The organism is Grimontia celer (genome assembly GCF_900055185.1).
In the GTDB taxonomy this organism is placed as follows: domain Bacteria; phylum Pseudomonadota; class Gammaproteobacteria; order Enterobacterales; family Vibrionaceae; genus Enterovibrio; species Enterovibrio celer.
In genome coordinates this window covers 1,080,436-1,095,554 of the sequence record NZ_FIZX01000002.1, presented here as the reverse complement: position 1 = coordinate 1,095,554, position 15,119 = coordinate 1,080,436, and the positions used below count along the sequence as shown (strand labels likewise).

The 15,119-nt window shown below is 46.2% G+C and carries 14 protein-coding genes; 7 read left to right on the top strand and 7 right to left on the bottom strand.

The genetic code is table 11. The features are described from left to right. Window positions 1-31 precede the first annotated feature (31 nt). The 3 genes from GCE9029_RS15140 (at window position 32) to viaA (ending at window position 4,285) form a co-directional block, all read left to right on the top strand. Entirely contained in the window at window positions 32-880 is an 849-nt protein-coding gene (locus GCE9029_RS15140; RefSeq protein WP_062664368.1) for a sulfurtransferase, read from the top strand. A gap of 312 nt (window positions 881-1,192) precedes the next feature. Then, the gene (locus GCE9029_RS15135) at window positions 1,193-2,827 is read left to right on the top strand and encodes an AAA family ATPase (protein WP_197475395.1); all 1,635 of its coding nucleotides are present in this window, start codon (window positions 1,193-1,195) and stop codon (window positions 2,825-2,827) included. Between the two features lie 9 nt (window positions 2,828-2,836). Then, a complete protein-coding gene (gene viaA / locus GCE9029_RS15130; RefSeq protein WP_062664364.1) occupies window positions 2,837-4,285 on the top strand; it encodes an ATPase RavA stimulator ViaA in 1,449 nt (482 codons plus the stop codon). Window positions 4,286-4,358: 73 nt separating this feature from the next. Here viaA and GCE9029_RS15125 read toward each other — a convergent pair whose 3' ends face one another. From GCE9029_RS15125 to GCE9029_RS15110, 4 genes are all read right to left on the bottom strand, one after another. Continuing rightward, window positions 4,359-4,982 (bottom strand): LysE family translocator, encoded by a 624-nt coding sequence (locus tag GCE9029_RS15125; protein ID WP_231870112.1) that lies wholly within the window; start codon window positions 4,980-4,982, stop codon window positions 4,359-4,361. Window positions 4,983-5,144: 162 nt separating this feature from the next. Next, window positions 5,145-5,939, bottom strand: coding sequence for an ABC transporter ATP-binding protein (locus GCE9029_RS15120; protein ID WP_062664363.1), 795 nt, complete (start codon window positions 5,937-5,939; stop codon window positions 5,145-5,147). Continuing rightward, entirely contained in the window at window positions 5,936-6,847 is a 912-nt protein-coding gene (locus tag GCE9029_RS15115) for an ABC transporter permease (RefSeq protein ID WP_062664361.1), read from the bottom strand. The genes GCE9029_RS15120 and GCE9029_RS15115 overlap by 4 nt, the downstream gene beginning before the upstream one ends. 18 nt (window positions 6,848-6,865) lie before the next feature. Continuing rightward, complete coding sequence (locus GCE9029_RS15110; protein WP_062664358.1) at window positions 6,866-7,834, bottom strand: ABC transporter substrate binding protein; 969 nt, start codon at window positions 7,832-7,834, stop codon at window positions 6,866-6,868. Between the two features lie 751 nt (window positions 7,835-8,585). On the opposite strand from GCE9029_RS15110, the gene nhaD reads away from it, so the two are divergent. The 3 genes from nhaD to GCE9029_RS15095 all read left to right on the top strand — a co-directional run bounded on the left by nhaD (window position 8,586) and on the right by GCE9029_RS15095 (window position 10,935). Beyond that, a complete protein-coding gene (gene nhaD / locus GCE9029_RS15105; protein ID WP_062664356.1) occupies window positions 8,586-10,013 on the top strand; it encodes a sodium:proton antiporter NhaD in 1,428 nt (475 codons plus the stop codon). Between the two features lie 113 nt (window positions 10,014-10,126). Further along, window positions 10,127-10,585: a dCMP deaminase family protein gene (locus tag GCE9029_RS15100; RefSeq protein ID WP_062664354.1), complete on the top strand. Its 459-nt coding sequence runs from the start codon at window positions 10,127-10,129 to the stop codon at window positions 10,583-10,585. Between the two features lie 71 nt (window positions 10,586-10,656). Beyond that, on the top strand, window positions 10,657-10,935 hold the full coding sequence (locus GCE9029_RS15095; protein WP_046306610.1) for a peptidylprolyl isomerase: 279 nt from the start codon (window positions 10,657-10,659) through the stop codon (window positions 10,933-10,935). A gap of 93 nt (window positions 10,936-11,028) precedes the next feature. On the opposite strand, the gene GCE9029_RS15090 is transcribed toward GCE9029_RS15095, so the two are convergent. The 3 genes from GCE9029_RS15090 to GCE9029_RS15080 all read right to left on the bottom strand — a co-directional run bounded on the left by GCE9029_RS15090 (window position 11,029) and on the right by GCE9029_RS15080 (window position 14,198). Continuing rightward, the gene (locus GCE9029_RS15090) at window positions 11,029-12,882 is read right to left on the bottom strand and encodes a 5'-nucleotidase C-terminal domain-containing protein (RefSeq protein WP_062664352.1); all 1,854 of its coding nucleotides are present in this window, start codon (window positions 12,880-12,882) and stop codon (window positions 11,029-11,031) included. Window positions 12,883-13,238: 356 nt separating this feature from the next. Further along, window positions 13,239-13,673, bottom strand: coding sequence for a DUF3069 domain-containing protein (locus tag GCE9029_RS15085; protein ID WP_062664349.1), 435 nt, complete (start codon window positions 13,671-13,673; stop codon window positions 13,239-13,241). A 114-nt stretch (window positions 13,674-13,787) separates the two neighbouring features. Continuing rightward, window positions 13,788-14,198, bottom strand: a complete 411-nt coding sequence (locus GCE9029_RS15080) for a bactofilin family protein (RefSeq protein ID WP_062664347.1) — start codon at window positions 14,196-14,198, stop codon at window positions 13,788-13,790. Window positions 14,199-14,471: 273 nt separating this feature from the next. On the opposite strand from GCE9029_RS15080, the gene GCE9029_RS15075 reads away from it, so the two are divergent. Further along, window positions 14,472-15,110 (top strand): YceH family protein, encoded by a 639-nt coding sequence (locus GCE9029_RS15075; RefSeq protein WP_062664345.1) that lies wholly within the window; start codon window positions 14,472-14,474, stop codon window positions 15,108-15,110. Window positions 15,111-15,119: the final 9 nt, after the last annotated feature.

Here is a 15,119-nt window from a genome sequence, read left to right as displayed (position 1 = left end):
TCTTACGACGGCGAACTATAAGGAGAGTGATTTGCTACAGATAAATGAAGTAATAGTCAGTGCTGAATGGTTAAGAGATAACCTAGGTTCGCCAAAGCTGAAGTTGGTGGATGCCAGTTGGTTTATGCCGGGCACTGATAGAAATGCTAAATCAGAATGGATGACAAAACGTATCCCCGGCGCGGTGTATTTTGATTTTGATGGCGAGATTTACGACAAAGCTTCTCCACTCCCACATATGTTGCCAACAGAAAACCACTTTGAAACCGCCGTTGCGGGTTTGGGGATCAATAACGATGACCATATCGTTGTTTATGACACGGCTGGTATCTTCTCTTCTCCGCGAGTGTGGTGGATGTTTAAAGTCATGGGTCATGAAAACGTGGCATTGCTGGATGGGGGCATGTCTGCTTGGGAGGCTATTGGAGGTAAGGTGGATTCAGATGAGCCTGAATCCACGACTTTAGGCTCATACAAAGCGCACATTGATAAAGAAGGTGTGATTGATGCACAAGCCTTATTGGCTGGAATCGAATCAGACTCGCTAAACGTTATTGATGTACGACCTTCAGAACGTTTTTCTGGCAGTGTCGCTGAGCCAAGGCCTGGTGTGAGAAGTGGGCATATGCCCAATGCGAAGAACTTACCTTTCCCCGTTTTGACTGAAAATGGCAAGTTCAAGACGAGAGAAGACCTTACAGCGTTGTTATCACCAGTGCTCTCTGAGAACAAACCTAATGTTTCCTCCTGCGGATCTGGTGTTACAGCATGTACGTTTGCGTTAGCAGCAAAATGGGCATTGAATGCCAAAGTCGCGGTTTACGATGGCTCCTGGAGTGAGTGGGGGAGTAACGAAGAGCTACCTGTCGTGAAAGACTAATTAACACAGCGAGATATTCTGACGTTCGAATCAGCCCTCGCTCAGACGGGGGCTTTTTTATGTCTGCTGATCAAAGAAAATCTGGGATGTTGTCAGTGTGTGAATGAAACGATGTAAAACTCGACATGTATTGCGTAATTTCCATGCAACAAAAATGAAAACTAAGATTGAAAGGTGGAAGGGATCAAAGTTGAAATGGTATACAAGATGTAAGCGGATATTAATGGTTACAAAGTGTTAACAATATGATAAGAGTGGAGTCATGTTGTTGATTAATCTACACGGAGCAGCAACGTGACGAATCAAATCGCTATGACTACAAATAACGTTTTACTCCCGGAGCGCATTCAGAAACTTGTACACGCCCTTTCTAATGGTGTGTATGAGAGGGAGAACACTATTCGTCTTTGTCTGCTTGCAGCACTCAGTGGTGAAAGTGTTTTTCTATTGGGACCTCCCGGTATCGCCAAAAGCTACATCGCTAAACGCCTGATTGAAGCCTTTGATGACAGCCGTTTTTTTGAATACCTGATGACCCGCTTTTCAACGCCTGAAGAGGTGTTTGGCCCACTTTCCATTCAGGAACTCAAAGATAACGGTAAGTACGTACGGCTAACCGATGGCTATTTGCCAACTGCAGACGTCGTTTTTCTTGATGAAATCTGGAAAGCCGGTCCCGCGATTCTAAATACCTTACTGACCGTCGTTAACGAACGTGTTTTTCGAAACGGAAGCGAGGTGCTGCCGGTTCCGATGCGTCTTCTGGTGACAGCATCTAACGAGCTTCCTGAACCCGATAGCGGTTTGGACGCGCTTTATGACCGCATGCTGGTAAGAATCTTCGTAAACCGTATTCAGGAAAAAAGCAATTTCAAACGCTTGCTGACCGGTGATAGCGGTGAGGCTGAGATTTCCATCGGCAGTGATATTTCTATCAAAGCTCATGAATACGAACAGTGGCAGCGTCAAATCGACAACGTTTCGCTGTCTGATGATGTGTTCGAGAAAATCTACGCGTTGAAAATGCTTCTCGAGAGAGAAGCTCAAGAAGAAGGGAACAACTTCCCATCAGAAGAGCTTTACATTTCAGATCGTCGTTGGAAGAAGGCAGTTCGTCTTCTCAAAGCAAGTGCATTCTTTAACGGTAGAAACGACGTCAATCCTGTTGATCTTTTGCTACTTCAGGAATGTTTATGGCATAGCCCTGAGTCGCGCAATGTGGTGACTGATGTCATGCGTCGGTTTGCTCAGGAAATCTGTTTCAATCAGCAAGAGGCATTGGCCATTGCGAATGAAGCGAACGAAGACAGTCGAGAGCTTGCTGAAGAAATCAAAGATGTGTTGGGCCACACTGCAGACACTGAGCTTTCAATGCGCAAAGAAAAGAACCGCATTGATTTAAGCGGTGCGCGTCGCTATTCGCTCAATATGGCGAACAACCTTGTGAAGTTCGTGATGTTGGACTCCAACCCTTCGGTGTCAGAGAAAGAAAAGGGTGACAGCCGTTGGGTATATGTCGATGCCAATGAGTTTGAAAAGAAAATCAAAAACGGCGCATGTGAAGTCTATGGCTATGTGAACAAGAACCCGAATCTATGCATGTTGAAATTTGATGTCGATGGCGAGCATCGTCTGGTAATCAAAGACATTGCGAATCGACCTGTTCCTGTTGCAATCGCGGGTATTGATGATAACGATCCAAATACCTTTTCTGAGTGGCAAGCGCGTAATGAAGCATCCATTGCTAAAATTGATGATGCGAAGCATCTAATTCGCGTTGCCCGAACGCAAATCAATGCTGCCTTGCCTCATCACTTTGCAAATTCAGAATTGCTGGAACTGTTAGCAAATAGCATTACCGATGCTGAAGAGACGTTGCAGCGTCAGACGACCAAGTTTGAAAAAGGCGCATTCAGAACACGAATGTTAACCGAATATTTTGAGTAAGGAGGAGCTATGGTAAGTCCAGAAAGCCTCCATCTAGGTATGATGTTGGCGGAAACCGGCATGCTGGAACATGCTGTCACAGAAGTAATGGCTAAACCTCAGCTTCTCGTTATGACGGAGGCCAGTCCTTCTGCCAAATCTGCTGTGCGCCAGCATATCCGCAAATGGCGCCACTCTGTTAAGCGGCGCCTCAGCACAGATTGCATAACCAGTGACTTAAAACAAGAGATACTGCTATATCAAGATGCTGTCGCTCTTCCGCAGCATGATTTTGCCAATCAGGCAAAGTTGATCTTCAGAAAGTTAGAGGGTAAGTCAGCTTTCTACCTTGAAGCGCGAAGAATGCTCGAGAAGAACATTGCAAAAGAGACCCCTATGTTTCAGGCGTATTTTTGCAATAAGTGGTATGAGCATCTAGCCAGTGCGATCCAGCAAGCCCAACAAAAAGAGCTAGAGGCTCATAAAGATAAATTACTGAAAGAACTCTACCAACGTATAGAAACTTACAAGACGCTCGAAAATGTTCAGGAGCACGGAACCATCGAAAAGGTCGGCCGCTTGTGGGACTTGGCTTCTTCGAAAGTGACACAAACTGACGTCGAGCTACTGAAGCGTTTTGTGGCGTTTTTGAAAGAAAACAAAGATCTGCAAGATATCGCTGAGAAGCTTGGGCGTATGGCGAATGAAGTGGATGATCCATCACTGCATCGTTCTCCTGCTGAGGAATTGAAGTTAGTTGAAGAGCCTGACGACAATGTCGCTGATGATATTGTCGGTGTTCACCAAAGCAACAACCTTGAGCGAATCGTCCCGAATGAAACGATTTTCCTCGCTGAGCCTGCCTTGGAGATCCTTTTCTATAAACACTTTGCCGATAAGCGGTTGTTGACATATCGCATGCAGGGTATGCAACGCACGTTACGTAAAGTGAAGTCCTTCAAACCAGCCAGTAAACAGGTAGAGATAGAAAAAGGGCCTTTCCTGATTTGTGTGGATGCTTCCGGTTCAATGAGTGGCTTTCCAGAGCAGTGCGCAAAGGCAATGGCTTACGCCCTGATGCAAATCGCTGTAAAGGAAGATCGTGATTGCTCTGTGATGATTTTCTCAACTGACCACATCACCTATGAGTTAACCGGTGAAGATGGTTTGAAAGAAGCGTTAAACTTCCTGTCTTATTCTTTCCATGGCGGAACAGACTTAGAACCCGTCCTGAACCATTCCATTGATTTGATGGGAACAGACAAGTACCGCAACGCTGACCTGGTTGTTATTTCCGATTTCATTGCTCCGGTTCAACCAAAAGAAGTTCAGGACAAAGTGGATATGTTGAAGCAGCAACACAACCGCTTCCATGCCATCAATCTATCTAAATATGGAAACCCTAAGTTGATGGAAATGTTCGATCATACATGGGACTACCATCCGTCGTTAATGGGTCGGTTGCTTAAACGTTTCTAGTCTCCTTCTCGCGCAATAGTACATAAAGAAAGCCCTGAATTTCCGGGGCTTTCTCTTTTAATCCTTCAAAACATCAATTGGTTCGCTCAGAAAACGCAAGTTTTAAACCCAAGGCGGCAAAGCTGCCAGCGAATACTCTTTGCAACGCTACCGTTAAACGTTCTGAATTGATGATGTAATCTCGTACTGACGCCGCAAGTGCACCATAAACCAGAAAGACCACAAACGTCATCGCCATAAAGATACTTCCTAACACCAACATGTTGGTTGTGGGAGAAGCCACTTGAGCAGGAACAAATTGAGGTAGGAACGCCATAAAGAAAATCGTTAGTTTAGGATTAAGCACATTCATCAAACAGCCTTTAACGGCTACGCCTGTCATACTCATAGGTTCTTTTTCTTCACTCAGTGACAAAGCAGTGCTTGAACGCCACATTGTCCATGCTAGGTAAAGCAGATAAGCCACACCGACGTATTTCACGACCTGAAAAGCTAACGCACTGGTATGCAGAATAATGGCGAGACCTGTAATGCTGGCAAGCATGGAAGGAACAATACCCACTGTGCAGCCTAAAGAGGCCCAAATCGTTGCTCTAGAGCCGAGAAACAATCCCGTTGAAACGGTATAAAGCACACCGGTTCCGGGGATCAGCACAACGACCAGAGAAGTCATTAGGAACTCAAAACTAACCATCATTTCTTTCCTCTCTATCAAAGGTTAACAAACCCCAGTCTTTTAACTATGTCACCGATCGACTTGATTTACTTGTCGTAGGTTTGAAAACCTGACAAATACTTCCATATGAAAACAAAAGGGCAGTCGAAACTGCCCAGTTTGGAAAGACCCGGTATCAATTGATTAGCTCAGAAGTAAACTATCGTCTGCCAGTTCTTCACCACGGACTTTGCTGAACATTTCCAGTAACTGCGGAACACCCATGTTGGCGCGCTCTTCACCTTCGACATCCAGAACAATTTCACCTTGGTGAAGCATCACTGTCCGATCGCCACATGCCAGTGCATCTTTCATAGAATGAGTCACCATCAGCGCCGTCAAACCAAACTCTGTGATGACTTTCTTGGTAAGATCGATAACGAAAGCAGCCATACGGGGGTCTAGCGCTGCAGTATGCTCATCCAACAAGAGCAGCTTACTGTCGGAGAGCGTCGCCATGACTAAGCTAACTGCCTGACGTTGACCACCGGAAAGCAAGCCAATGCTGTCGCCAAGACGGTCTTCCAGACCCAATCCCAAAATGGAGATACGTTCTTTGAAGACTTCTCGGCGCTTTCCTGACAAAGCAAGGCTCCAACCACGCATACTTCCGCGCTTATATGCCAATGCGAGGTTTTCTTCGATGGTCAAAGAGGCACATGTACCTGCGAGTGGATCTTGAAAAACACGAGCGGCGAGGGCAGCGCGCTGTTGGACCTGCTGTTTAGTCACATCAGTGCCATCAATAATCACGCGGCCGCCAACCATTGGCGTTTCACCGGAAACTGCGCCAAGCAGGGTGGATTTACCTGCACCGTTAGAGCCAATAATCGTTAGAAACTGGTTTTCAGGAACAGTAAGGGAAACACTGCGAAGGGCTCGGTTTTCAAGCACTGTACCGGGGTTGAAGGTAACTTGAATGTCTTTAAGTTCGATCATTTCACCGCCCCCGCTTCTTTCATCTTTTTGTTCTTCTGGTACTGCTGTTTCGCTTTCGGCGCGACCAACGCCAGCGCTACCAGCACCGCGGTCACAAGGTTCAGGTCGGAAGCCTCCAAACCAAACATGCCTGAGCTAAGCGCGAAAGCCACGGCCAAGCGGTACAAGACGGAACCAAGAATAACGGCGACGACGGCTACCCAGACTTTGCGTCCTGGCAGCAAGGTTTGCCCAAGGATGACGGCTGCGAGGCCAACAACAATAGTACCTACACCTGAGGTTACGTCAGCAAAGCTGTTGGTTTGGGCAAAAAGAGCGCCCGAGAAACCAACAAAGCCATTTGATAATGCGAGGCCAAAGTAGGTGTAAAAGGCAGTGCTTGCGCCTTGTGCTTTAACCATGCGGGCATTGACACCAGTCGCTCTCAGACCCAAACCAAAGTCACTGCTTAGTAGGCGAATAACAAACAGCGCACTTAGTACAACCAGAACGAAAACCACCAGCGGGCGGGCGTAAACAGGGTCGATACCCATGTTTTCAAATGGAGTAAGAATCGTATCCACGCCTAATAAGGCGATGTTTGGGCGTCCCATGATGCGGATATTGATAGAAAACGCGGCAATCATCGTCAGGATACTGGCCAGCAGGTTCAAGATGCCGCATTTCACCGTAAGAAATGCAGTAATCAAACCCGTCATGGAACTGGCAATGATAGCGGCAAAAGTGGAAATCCAAGGATCAACGCCTGAAACGATAAGCGTGGCTGCAACAGCAGCTCCCATTGGGAAGCTGCCGTCGACAGTCAGATCCGGAAAGTCCAAAACCCGGAAAGTCAGATATACGCCTAGAGCTACCAGGCCATAAACCAGACCTACTTCCAGCGTGCCAAAAAAGGCAATTGAGGTCATGTACTGCTCCTGACGTTATTATTTTTCTACAGTTGTTGCACGATCCAGCAATGCTTGAGGCACTTCCAGACCCAGTTTTTGAGCGGCTTTCATGTTAATCGCCAAATCAGAGCCCACTGCGACTTTCGCAGGCAGCGCAGACACTGCTTCACCATTTAATAGGGCAGCGACGTAGTCAGCGGTTTGAACACCGATTTGGTAGTAATCAAAGCCCAATGCAGCCACTGCTCCATTTGGAATGTAAGAGGTAGCGCCACCGATGACAGGTTTCTTCGCTTGGTTTGCTGCGCCAACAAGTCCATCAATCGCACTGGCTACAGTGTTGTCAGTTGGTGCGTAAATGGCGTCTGCTTGAGATGCCACGATTTGCGCAGCAGACTGAACGTCAGCACTCTTCAATGCAGTACCTTCAACCACTTTAAGGCCTTGGGCATCGGCAGCTTCACGCAGAAGTTCAACCAGAGCGACCGCATTAGCTTCACCTGGGTTGTACACAACACCGATAGACTTCATGTTTGGCAGAAGTTCTTTAGCCAGCGCTACGTGTTGAGCTACCGGAGAAAGATCTGAAAGACCAGTCACATTAGCGCTTGGCTTTTCCATGTCTTTGATGAGTTTTGCGCCTACAGGGTCAGTAACAGCAGTAAACACAACAGGAATAGATTTTGTGGCGGCAACGAGGGCTTGTGCAGAAGGGGTTGCAATGCCAACCAAGACATCGGGTTTCTCACCAACGAATTGTCGTGCAATCTGAACCGCGATTGCAGGATTACCCTGTGCGGTTTGGTAAGCAAATTCTAAATTCTTGCCTTCTTCATAGCCTTTAGCTTTGAGACCATCCAGAAGACCCTGGCGGGTTGCGTCAAGTGCTGGGTGCTCAACGATCTGTGAAACGGCTACCTTTGCCGTATCGGCCATTGCTGCGAAGGGGGTAGTTATCATTGTTGCGGCACAGCATGCCGAAAGAAGTAATTTGGACACTTTCATATCATTCTCCGTGATGAAATGGCGACTGAGCTTTACACTCAATCTTTCCGCCAGTGTTAATCCATTGTTATATCCAAAATCTGATGCTAAATCAGGCACTAAAGTTGCGGGCTAAGACGACTGTTTACATGATTGCAGAGGTCTTATTTGCATATTTGTTGTTAACCCTATGAATAAAAGAGTTTTTTTAATCACAAGTAAACGTTGCTTAAAGTTTGTTCACACCAATCTAATGACTACAGTCTCCTGATTAAAATAGCGACAGATTTCTTGATTAAGTTATAAAGCAGTGAAAGATATGTCACAATCACTTTACAGTGGGTGTCCGTGCTTTTTGTAAAAAAGTTTGATCTGAGTAGATCCTCGCGTTGATTTTTACAATGTAAATCGAAATGACATGGTGAAGCCGCAGAATTCTGTGACACGGCGCTTTAGCACTTTTCGGTTTTGAAATGACAGATCATCCTCTCATTTACCAACAGTGAAACGTCAATTTTCTTGCTAAAAATCAGGTTTGTGGGTGATGCCTGAAAAGTAAACAATTTACTCTGCATTATTCTGTAACAAGATCTATCATTGTGGCGCGACAATTAGGCTTCCGGCCCTTCATTAACTGTAGGGTAACAATAAATCTATATATATCAGGGAGTCATGATTTAGGGGCGTTGCGTCTGTGAGTGTATTGAACGAGCTCATGTAGCCCGGCAGTGCCCCTCGCGAAATTCATTTAAATTCGCTTGGAGGCACAAGGATGAAGTGTTTATTAGCGTTTGTGTTGCTGTTTTCCAGTAATGCATTCGCCGCTGCTACAGGTAGTGGTAATCCCATAGATCTAACTCAATCAGCTGTCGGCTATATTTCTCTCATTATTTTCGCGGCAGCCTACACCCTCGTCATGCTCGAAGAGCAACTTCACTTAAGAAAATCCAAACCAGTATTGCTGGCAGCAGGCCTAATTTGGTTAATGCTAGGTTTCGTTTATTCAAACGCTGGTGAAATTGAAGTAGCACAGAGTGCCATTGAACATAACTTGTTGGAATATGCCGAGTTAATGTTGTTCCTGCTTGTGGCCATGACGTATATCTCTGCAATGGAAGAGAGACGCTTGTTTGATGGTCTGAAAGCTTGGATCGTCGGCAAAGGCTATGATCTTCGCCAGCTTTTCTGGATTACCGGCATCCTTTCTTTCTTTATCTCCCCGATCGCTGACAACCTGACCACTGCGCTATTGATGTGTACTGTGGTGCTGAAGATTGGTGGTGATAACCCAAGATTTATCAATCTTGCGTGTATTAATATCGTAGTCGCAGCCAACGCGGGTGGAGCATTCAGTCCATTTGGTGACATCACAACACTGATGGTTTGGCAGGCGGGATTGGTTAGCTTCTCGGAGTTTGGAGCGCTGTTTGTTCCTTCGGTGATCAACTACGTTGTACCTGCATTTATCATGTCTTTGTTTATTCCTAAAGATAAGCCTGACGTCGTGAATGAGTTTGTTGAAATTAAACGTGGTGCTAAACGTATCGTCGTTCTTTTCCTGTTTACCATCGTCACAGCGGTAGGTTTCCACGGCCTTGTTCACTTCCCACCCGTTATCGGCATGATGATGGGGCTGGCTTACCTGCAGTTCTTCGGCTTCTATCTGCGTAAGACGTTGCCACGTTCATTGGCGAGAAAACGTGCTGTTGCACAGGCTAAGCAAGACGAAGCGGCCTTGAAACGATTGGGGTCAGTCATTCCATTTGACGTTTTCCGCCGGGTTTCACATGCAGAGTGGGACACCTTACTGTTCTTCTATGGTGTTGTAATGTGTGTGGGCGGCCTCAGTTTAATTGGTTATCTCACCACCATTTCCAACGTCATGTACCTGCAATGGGATCCGATTTGGGCCAACATCATCGTCGGGTTGCTGTCAGCGCTTGTAGATAACATCCCAGTCATGTTTGCGGTACTGACGATGCAGCCAGAAATGTCTATGGGTAACTGGCTTTTGGTCACCCTGACAGCAGGGGTTGGTGGTAGTCTATTGTCACTCGGCTCTGCGGCAGGTGTTGCCTTGATGGGGCAAGCGCGCGGGAAATACACCTTCTTTGGGCATTTAAAGTGGAGCCCGGTGATCATGTTGGGTTACGTCGCAGCAATCATGTGCCATTTGGTGATTAATGAGTCACTATTTTAGTTAATTTCGGCATTTCACTATGAAAGCGGCCCAAAGGCCGCTTTTTTGTTGAGCTGAGCTTATGGATTAAGCAAAATAGTCACATTGTGAATGTGTAACTTATTGGAAAGGCGATGATCTCGAAGTGGGCGGTACGTTTCTATCAGATGGCTGAGCTTGTAGGCTCTTGGAGTAAAGATCCATCAACACAGGTTGGCGCGGTTATTACCAAGGGGAACCGCATTGTCTCTGTTGGTTTTAATGGCTATCCACATGGCATTTCAGACAGCGCAGATACAGATGATCGCGCGATGAAGTTACTTAAGACGCTTCATGCCGAGGAGAACGCAATCCTTTTTGCTAAACGCGATCTGGCAGACTGTGAAATCTGGGTAACGCATTTCCCATGTCCGAATTGTGCAGCGAAGATTATCCAAACAGGGATAACGCAGGTTCACTGCCCAGAACAAGCGGAAGATTTCCTTTCCCGTTGGGGCGAAAAAATTAAAGTCAGCGCAGATATGTTTGAACAAGCTGGCGTGAAAGTCACTTGGTTGCCGCTGGAGGCACTGAAAAATACCACAGCGAACTAAATGTGGAATGGTAGCGGTCTCGGAGATATAATCCGCGGCCAATGAAAGAACGGCAGTAAAAGGGCACATGCATGGCCAGCACAGCACACGCACTCCACATTTTGGTGAAGCACCAAAACCAGGCAGAAGATATTGTTAGCCAATTAAAGAAAGGCGCAAAGTTTCAAACGTTGGCAAAGAAATATTCTACCTGCCCGTCTGGTAAGAAGGGTGGAGATCTAGGCGAATTTAAACGCGGTCAAATGGTGCCTCAGTTCGACAAAGTGTGTTTTAACGCTGAAGTGCTGACGCCGCATATTGTGAAAACCCGCTTCGGCTGGCATGTGGTAAAAGTGCTTTACCGGACCTAAAAAGAGCGATTTGCTTTTAAAGTTTCAGTTTTTAGAACATAAAAAGAGGCCAAGTGATTCACTTGGCCTCTTTTAGTTTTGGTTGCTAAGTCATTAACGTTTTGGTGTAAACGTCTGGGTGCTGCGATCTTCTTCAGAAACTGGCTGAATTTTCTGACCACTTTCCGTCAAGCCACGAACGTAATCGATGAAGGTTTCCGTATAGAGCTTCAACGTATCTTCATACTTGGATTTATCACCAGAAATTTCACCGAAGGTCAGGTAGCCGTCTTTACCACCTGCAATGTAGTTGTTGGTAACGACAACAAGCTCACGGTCGTCAGCTAGCTTGGACCAAGTACCATCGCCTTTTGCCTTCACTTCGAAGTTGTGAACACGCTGACCAGCAGGTTTGTTGAAATCAACATCGTAACGGATACCGGCAGAGTATGGGTAAGCGCCGTCTGAACCTTCAGCACTGTTGTCTACATATTCCAGGTAAGCTTTATCAACAGCTTCGTTGATAACTTTTTTCACCTGAGCACCCGTCATGGTCAGGTTAACCATGGTGTTGTTGAACGGAAGTACTTTGGTCGCGCCTGCCACTGTGAATGCACCTTGCGTGATATTTGCACGCGCACCACCACCGTTTTGGATAGCAACGTCAGCGCGTTTTGTTTCTGCAAGAAATGCTTGTGCAACGAGATCGGCGACTTGAGAGCCGTGCAGATTGGTTTGGGTATCACAGCCATCTGCACCCTTGTGTTTTTGTTGTCCTGGAACACGGTCATAACACAGGAGCTCGGAAGACTGAGCAATTTCCGAATCTTTTAGCACGTTCAGTTTTTGGCTAAATACAGAAAGTGTTTCTGCTGTTGCTTCATCCGGTTTAACCTGTACGAGGTTAGGTTGGGCTTTAACATCTGCAATCACTTCCGCAAGTTCAGCGCCAACCAGGACCTGCTTCTTGCCATTTTCATCTTTACGTTTGAACTCCTGACCAATCAGAAGGTGTGGCGTGCCGTTACATGAGGCCACTTTGCCGTTTCCATCAAACGATACTGAAAGTTCGCCAAGAATTTGAGTGTATTGCCAAGCTTGAGCAACACAAACAGTGTCGCCGTCTTTGTTTTTCATCAGCGTTGGATATTGCCCATCGCTTTTTAAGCCTACATCCGCGAAATCACCAAGCAGGGTGTGTGAGTCGCCACCGATGATAACGTCGACATCTGTTAATGCTTCAGCAAGTTGAAGGTCGTTTGAGTACTGGTAGTGGGTTAACAAAACGATGTTGTTAATGCCTTTAGAAACCAACTCATCAATGTATTTCTGAGCCGTCTCGACTTCGTCTAGGAACTGAGTCGATTCATCTGGGTTCGAAGAATTCATCGTTTTGTTGGCGATATCGATACCGACAATACCGATTTTTTGGCCACCGTACTGCTTAACAGTGTAAGGCTTGAAGTAGTCGTTTGCGGAATTCTGGGCGAGAGCAGAAACACCTTGCTCAGGAATCACGTTTGCAGCCAATACTTCAGTGTTACAGTTACCTTCGTTTAACCAATCAAGGAACTGTGCCAGACCGGCATCTCCGTCATCAAATTCGTGGTTTCCTAATGCAAAGGCATCAAAACACGCGTGATTCATCATGGCTGCGTCTGCTTCACCTTTGAAGAGCGCGTAGTAAAGCGTTCCTGAGATCGCATCACCAGCGTGAAGCTTCAATACGTTGTCATTTGCGTTGGTACGCTGATCCAGTGCCGAAACCAATGCTGGATAACCGCCTACTTCAGCATACGTAGATTTGCCTGCCAGTTTCAGCTTTTGAGAAGAGGACTCTAAATGAGAGTGGTGATCGTTAATGTGTAGGATAGTGAGATCGAACGGAGCATTGTTCGAATTGTCGACAGCACATCCTGTTGCGACTGCTGCTGTCAAGAAAGCTAATGCTAGTGGGCTTTTCTTCATTTTTCGTCCCTGTAGTTCTGTAGATTTTTAGGCTGGCTTTCGCACAGCCTACAACTATAGGTTCTAAATGAAATCGGATGGCGACTTACACGCGATTAATGAGAATTAGGTCGTAAAAAGTGGCTCTTTTGTGACAAAGTTGTGAATCGATTCCGCTTGTTACAGTTTGTATTAATTTGTCTGGGATATATTCAGGGGGAGAATTGAGAGGTAGGACGCAGGTTTCTGGTAACAGGCTTTAAGCGCAAATTGCTCGTGCCTAGTTGCGTGTCGAACTTTCATTTCTTGCAATATCCTGCAGTTACAAAAAAGAGGTGACAACGTCACCTCTTTTTTCTTGCTCGCTTGCGCCCAAATTACTTAGTGAAGATTTCGCGGAATTCGCGCTTCATAGCGGGTTTTAGGCGAGCTTGCTTCAATTGCTTGACCAGATCTTTCACACAGTTGTGCAGCAGTTTATCCAACAAAACAGCTTTGTATTCTGCAGTTTGCTCGTCGTCCATGTCATCGAACTTCATGTCTTGAGTTTCTTGCATGAAATCCAAGCCTGCGTAGCTTTGGCTAAGGCTAACCAGGGCATGGAACTGCTCGAAGTTATCCAGAATGTTCTGTGCACTTGCTGGCATTGCATCCCAAGCTTCACGAACAACACTCTCAGACGCTTCATGAATAGAAGCTAGCATGGTGAACAGTTCAGCTGGTACTTGTTCGTATTTAATCACTTGCTGCAGTTCAGCAGACAGATCTTCCAGCTTTACAGTTTCTTGTGCTTGGTTTGCTTGTTCAGACATCTTCGTACTTCCGAAATTACATAATTTCGCGGATCGTATAATGTTGGGGAGTGAAGTCAACAGTTGAAAGCGGATAGGGCAGTCAACTGTTGATCATTGCATCAGATTGGCAAGTTATGCGGATGCAGAAGCTGCTTTATCAGATGTGCCTTTATCTTCGTTCACCACTTTGAGTGATGGCTCATCTTTCAGCTTGTTTTCACCCATCAGGCAACCACCTTTGGCGATGGTGAGTTGTTCACTTTGAATTTGGCCTTTCATTTTGCCTGAGCTCAGGATGTTCACTTCGCGGGCAACGCATGTGCCTTCAACATAGCCGTTGATGGTGACATGTTCTGCGCGAATGTCGCCTTTAAAATGGCCGGTAGAAGAAATAACGACATTACGGGCATTGACAATGCTGCCTTCACCTTGGCCATCGAACTGAATATCACCTTCCAGATCAAACTCACCAACAACGCGGCATTCTTTTGCGATAAGTGACAGACAAGTGTTCGATGCAGCCTTCTTTCCGAACATACCCATGGCTTTCTCCTGATACTCCAAAACGACACAAAGTCATGCCGAAAAATAACAATTCGACGGATCTTATATGAAAACTGATAAATCACGTGACAGAAATTTTTCTTCATTGAGCCAAAATCACACCTATAAGACGGAATTGCAGTCCGACATTCCATAAATTGACCAAAGTTCCGGCAGTTACCACGCTGATTTGGCAAATAGTCATATGTGCAGTTGCCGTGATAGCGGTTGATTGCTATAACCCGCTGCATAGGATTAAACTGAGGTATTCTCATGGCGATTGAACTCAACCCTTATGAAGCGCGAGTGATTGGATGTTTATTGGAAAAAGAAGTCACTACGCCGGATCTCTATCCACTGACCCTCAACAGCCTGACCACCGCAGCCAACCAAAAAAGTAATCGTGACCCTGTTTATGCGCTAAGCGAAGCAGAAGTGTTGGACGCAGTGGAATCGCTAAAATCCAAACGACTGATTAGTGACCTAGAAGGTTTTGGTAGTCGTGTGACGAAATACCAACACAGATTCTGTAACACCGAATTCGGTTCATTGCAGTTTTCCGAGCAGGAAAAGGGCATTGTTTGCGTCATGCTTCTTCGCGGTCCTCAAACTCCGGGTGAGCTACGTACCCGTACAAACCGCCTTTGCGAGTTCAGCGACATGAGTCAGGTCGAAGCTGCGCTGAGCGGTCTTATTGAAAAAGGCTATGTTGCTCAGCTTCCAAGAGAGCCAGGTAAGCGTGAAAGCCGTTATGCACATCTATTCGGCACTGAAGCGCCAGCAGAAACAGTCACACCTTCATTCTCTGCAGAACCTCAAGAAAGCGGATTGGCTGAGCGTGTCGAAGCCCTAGAAGCTGAAGTGGCTGAATTGAAGGCCTTGGTTAATCAACTACTGGATAATCAGGACTAACACATCTTT

Coding starts and splice junctions, on each gene's coding strand:
- GCE9029_RS15120 (WP_062664363.1), bottom strand. CDS start 5,939: ATGATCGAACTTAAAGACATTCAAGTTACCTTCAACCCCGGTACAGTG.
- GCE9029_RS15125 (WP_231870112.1), bottom strand. CDS start 4,982: ATGATGGTTAGTTTTGAGTTCCTAATGACTTCTCTGGTCGTTGTGCTG.
- GCE9029_RS15110 (WP_062664358.1), bottom strand. CDS start 7,834: ATGAAAGTGTCCAAATTACTTCTTTCGGCATGCTGTGCCGCAACAATG.
- GCE9029_RS15115 (WP_062664361.1), bottom strand. CDS start 6,847: ATGACCTCAATTGCCTTTTTTGGCACGCTGGAAGTAGGTCTGGTTTAT.
- nhaD (WP_062664356.1), top strand. CDS start 8,586: ATGAAGTGTTTATTAGCGTTTGTGTTGCTGTTTTCCAGTAATGCATTC.
- GCE9029_RS15100 (WP_062664354.1), top strand. CDS start 10,127: ATGATCTCGAAGTGGGCGGTACGTTTCTATCAGATGGCTGAGCTTGTA.
- GCE9029_RS15095 (WP_046306610.1), top strand. CDS start 10,657: ATGGCCAGCACAGCACACGCACTCCACATTTTGGTGAAGCACCAAAAC.
- GCE9029_RS15080 (WP_062664347.1), bottom strand. CDS start 14,198: ATGGGTATGTTCGGAAAGAAGGCTGCATCGAACACTTGTCTGTCACTT.
- GCE9029_RS15075 (WP_062664345.1), top strand. CDS start 14,472: ATGGCGATTGAACTCAACCCTTATGAAGCGCGAGTGATTGGATGTTTA.
- GCE9029_RS15085 (WP_062664349.1), bottom strand. CDS start 13,673: ATGTCTGAACAAGCAAACCAAGCACAAGAAACTGTAAAGCTGGAAGAT.
- GCE9029_RS15090 (WP_062664352.1), bottom strand. CDS start 12,882: ATGAAGAAAAGCCCACTAGCATTAGCTTTCTTGACAGCAGCAGTCGCA.
- viaA (WP_062664364.1), top strand. CDS start 2,837: ATGGTAAGTCCAGAAAGCCTCCATCTAGGTATGATGTTGGCGGAAACC.
- GCE9029_RS15135 (WP_197475395.1), top strand. CDS start 1,193: ATGACTACAAATAACGTTTTACTCCCGGAGCGCATTCAGAAACTTGTA.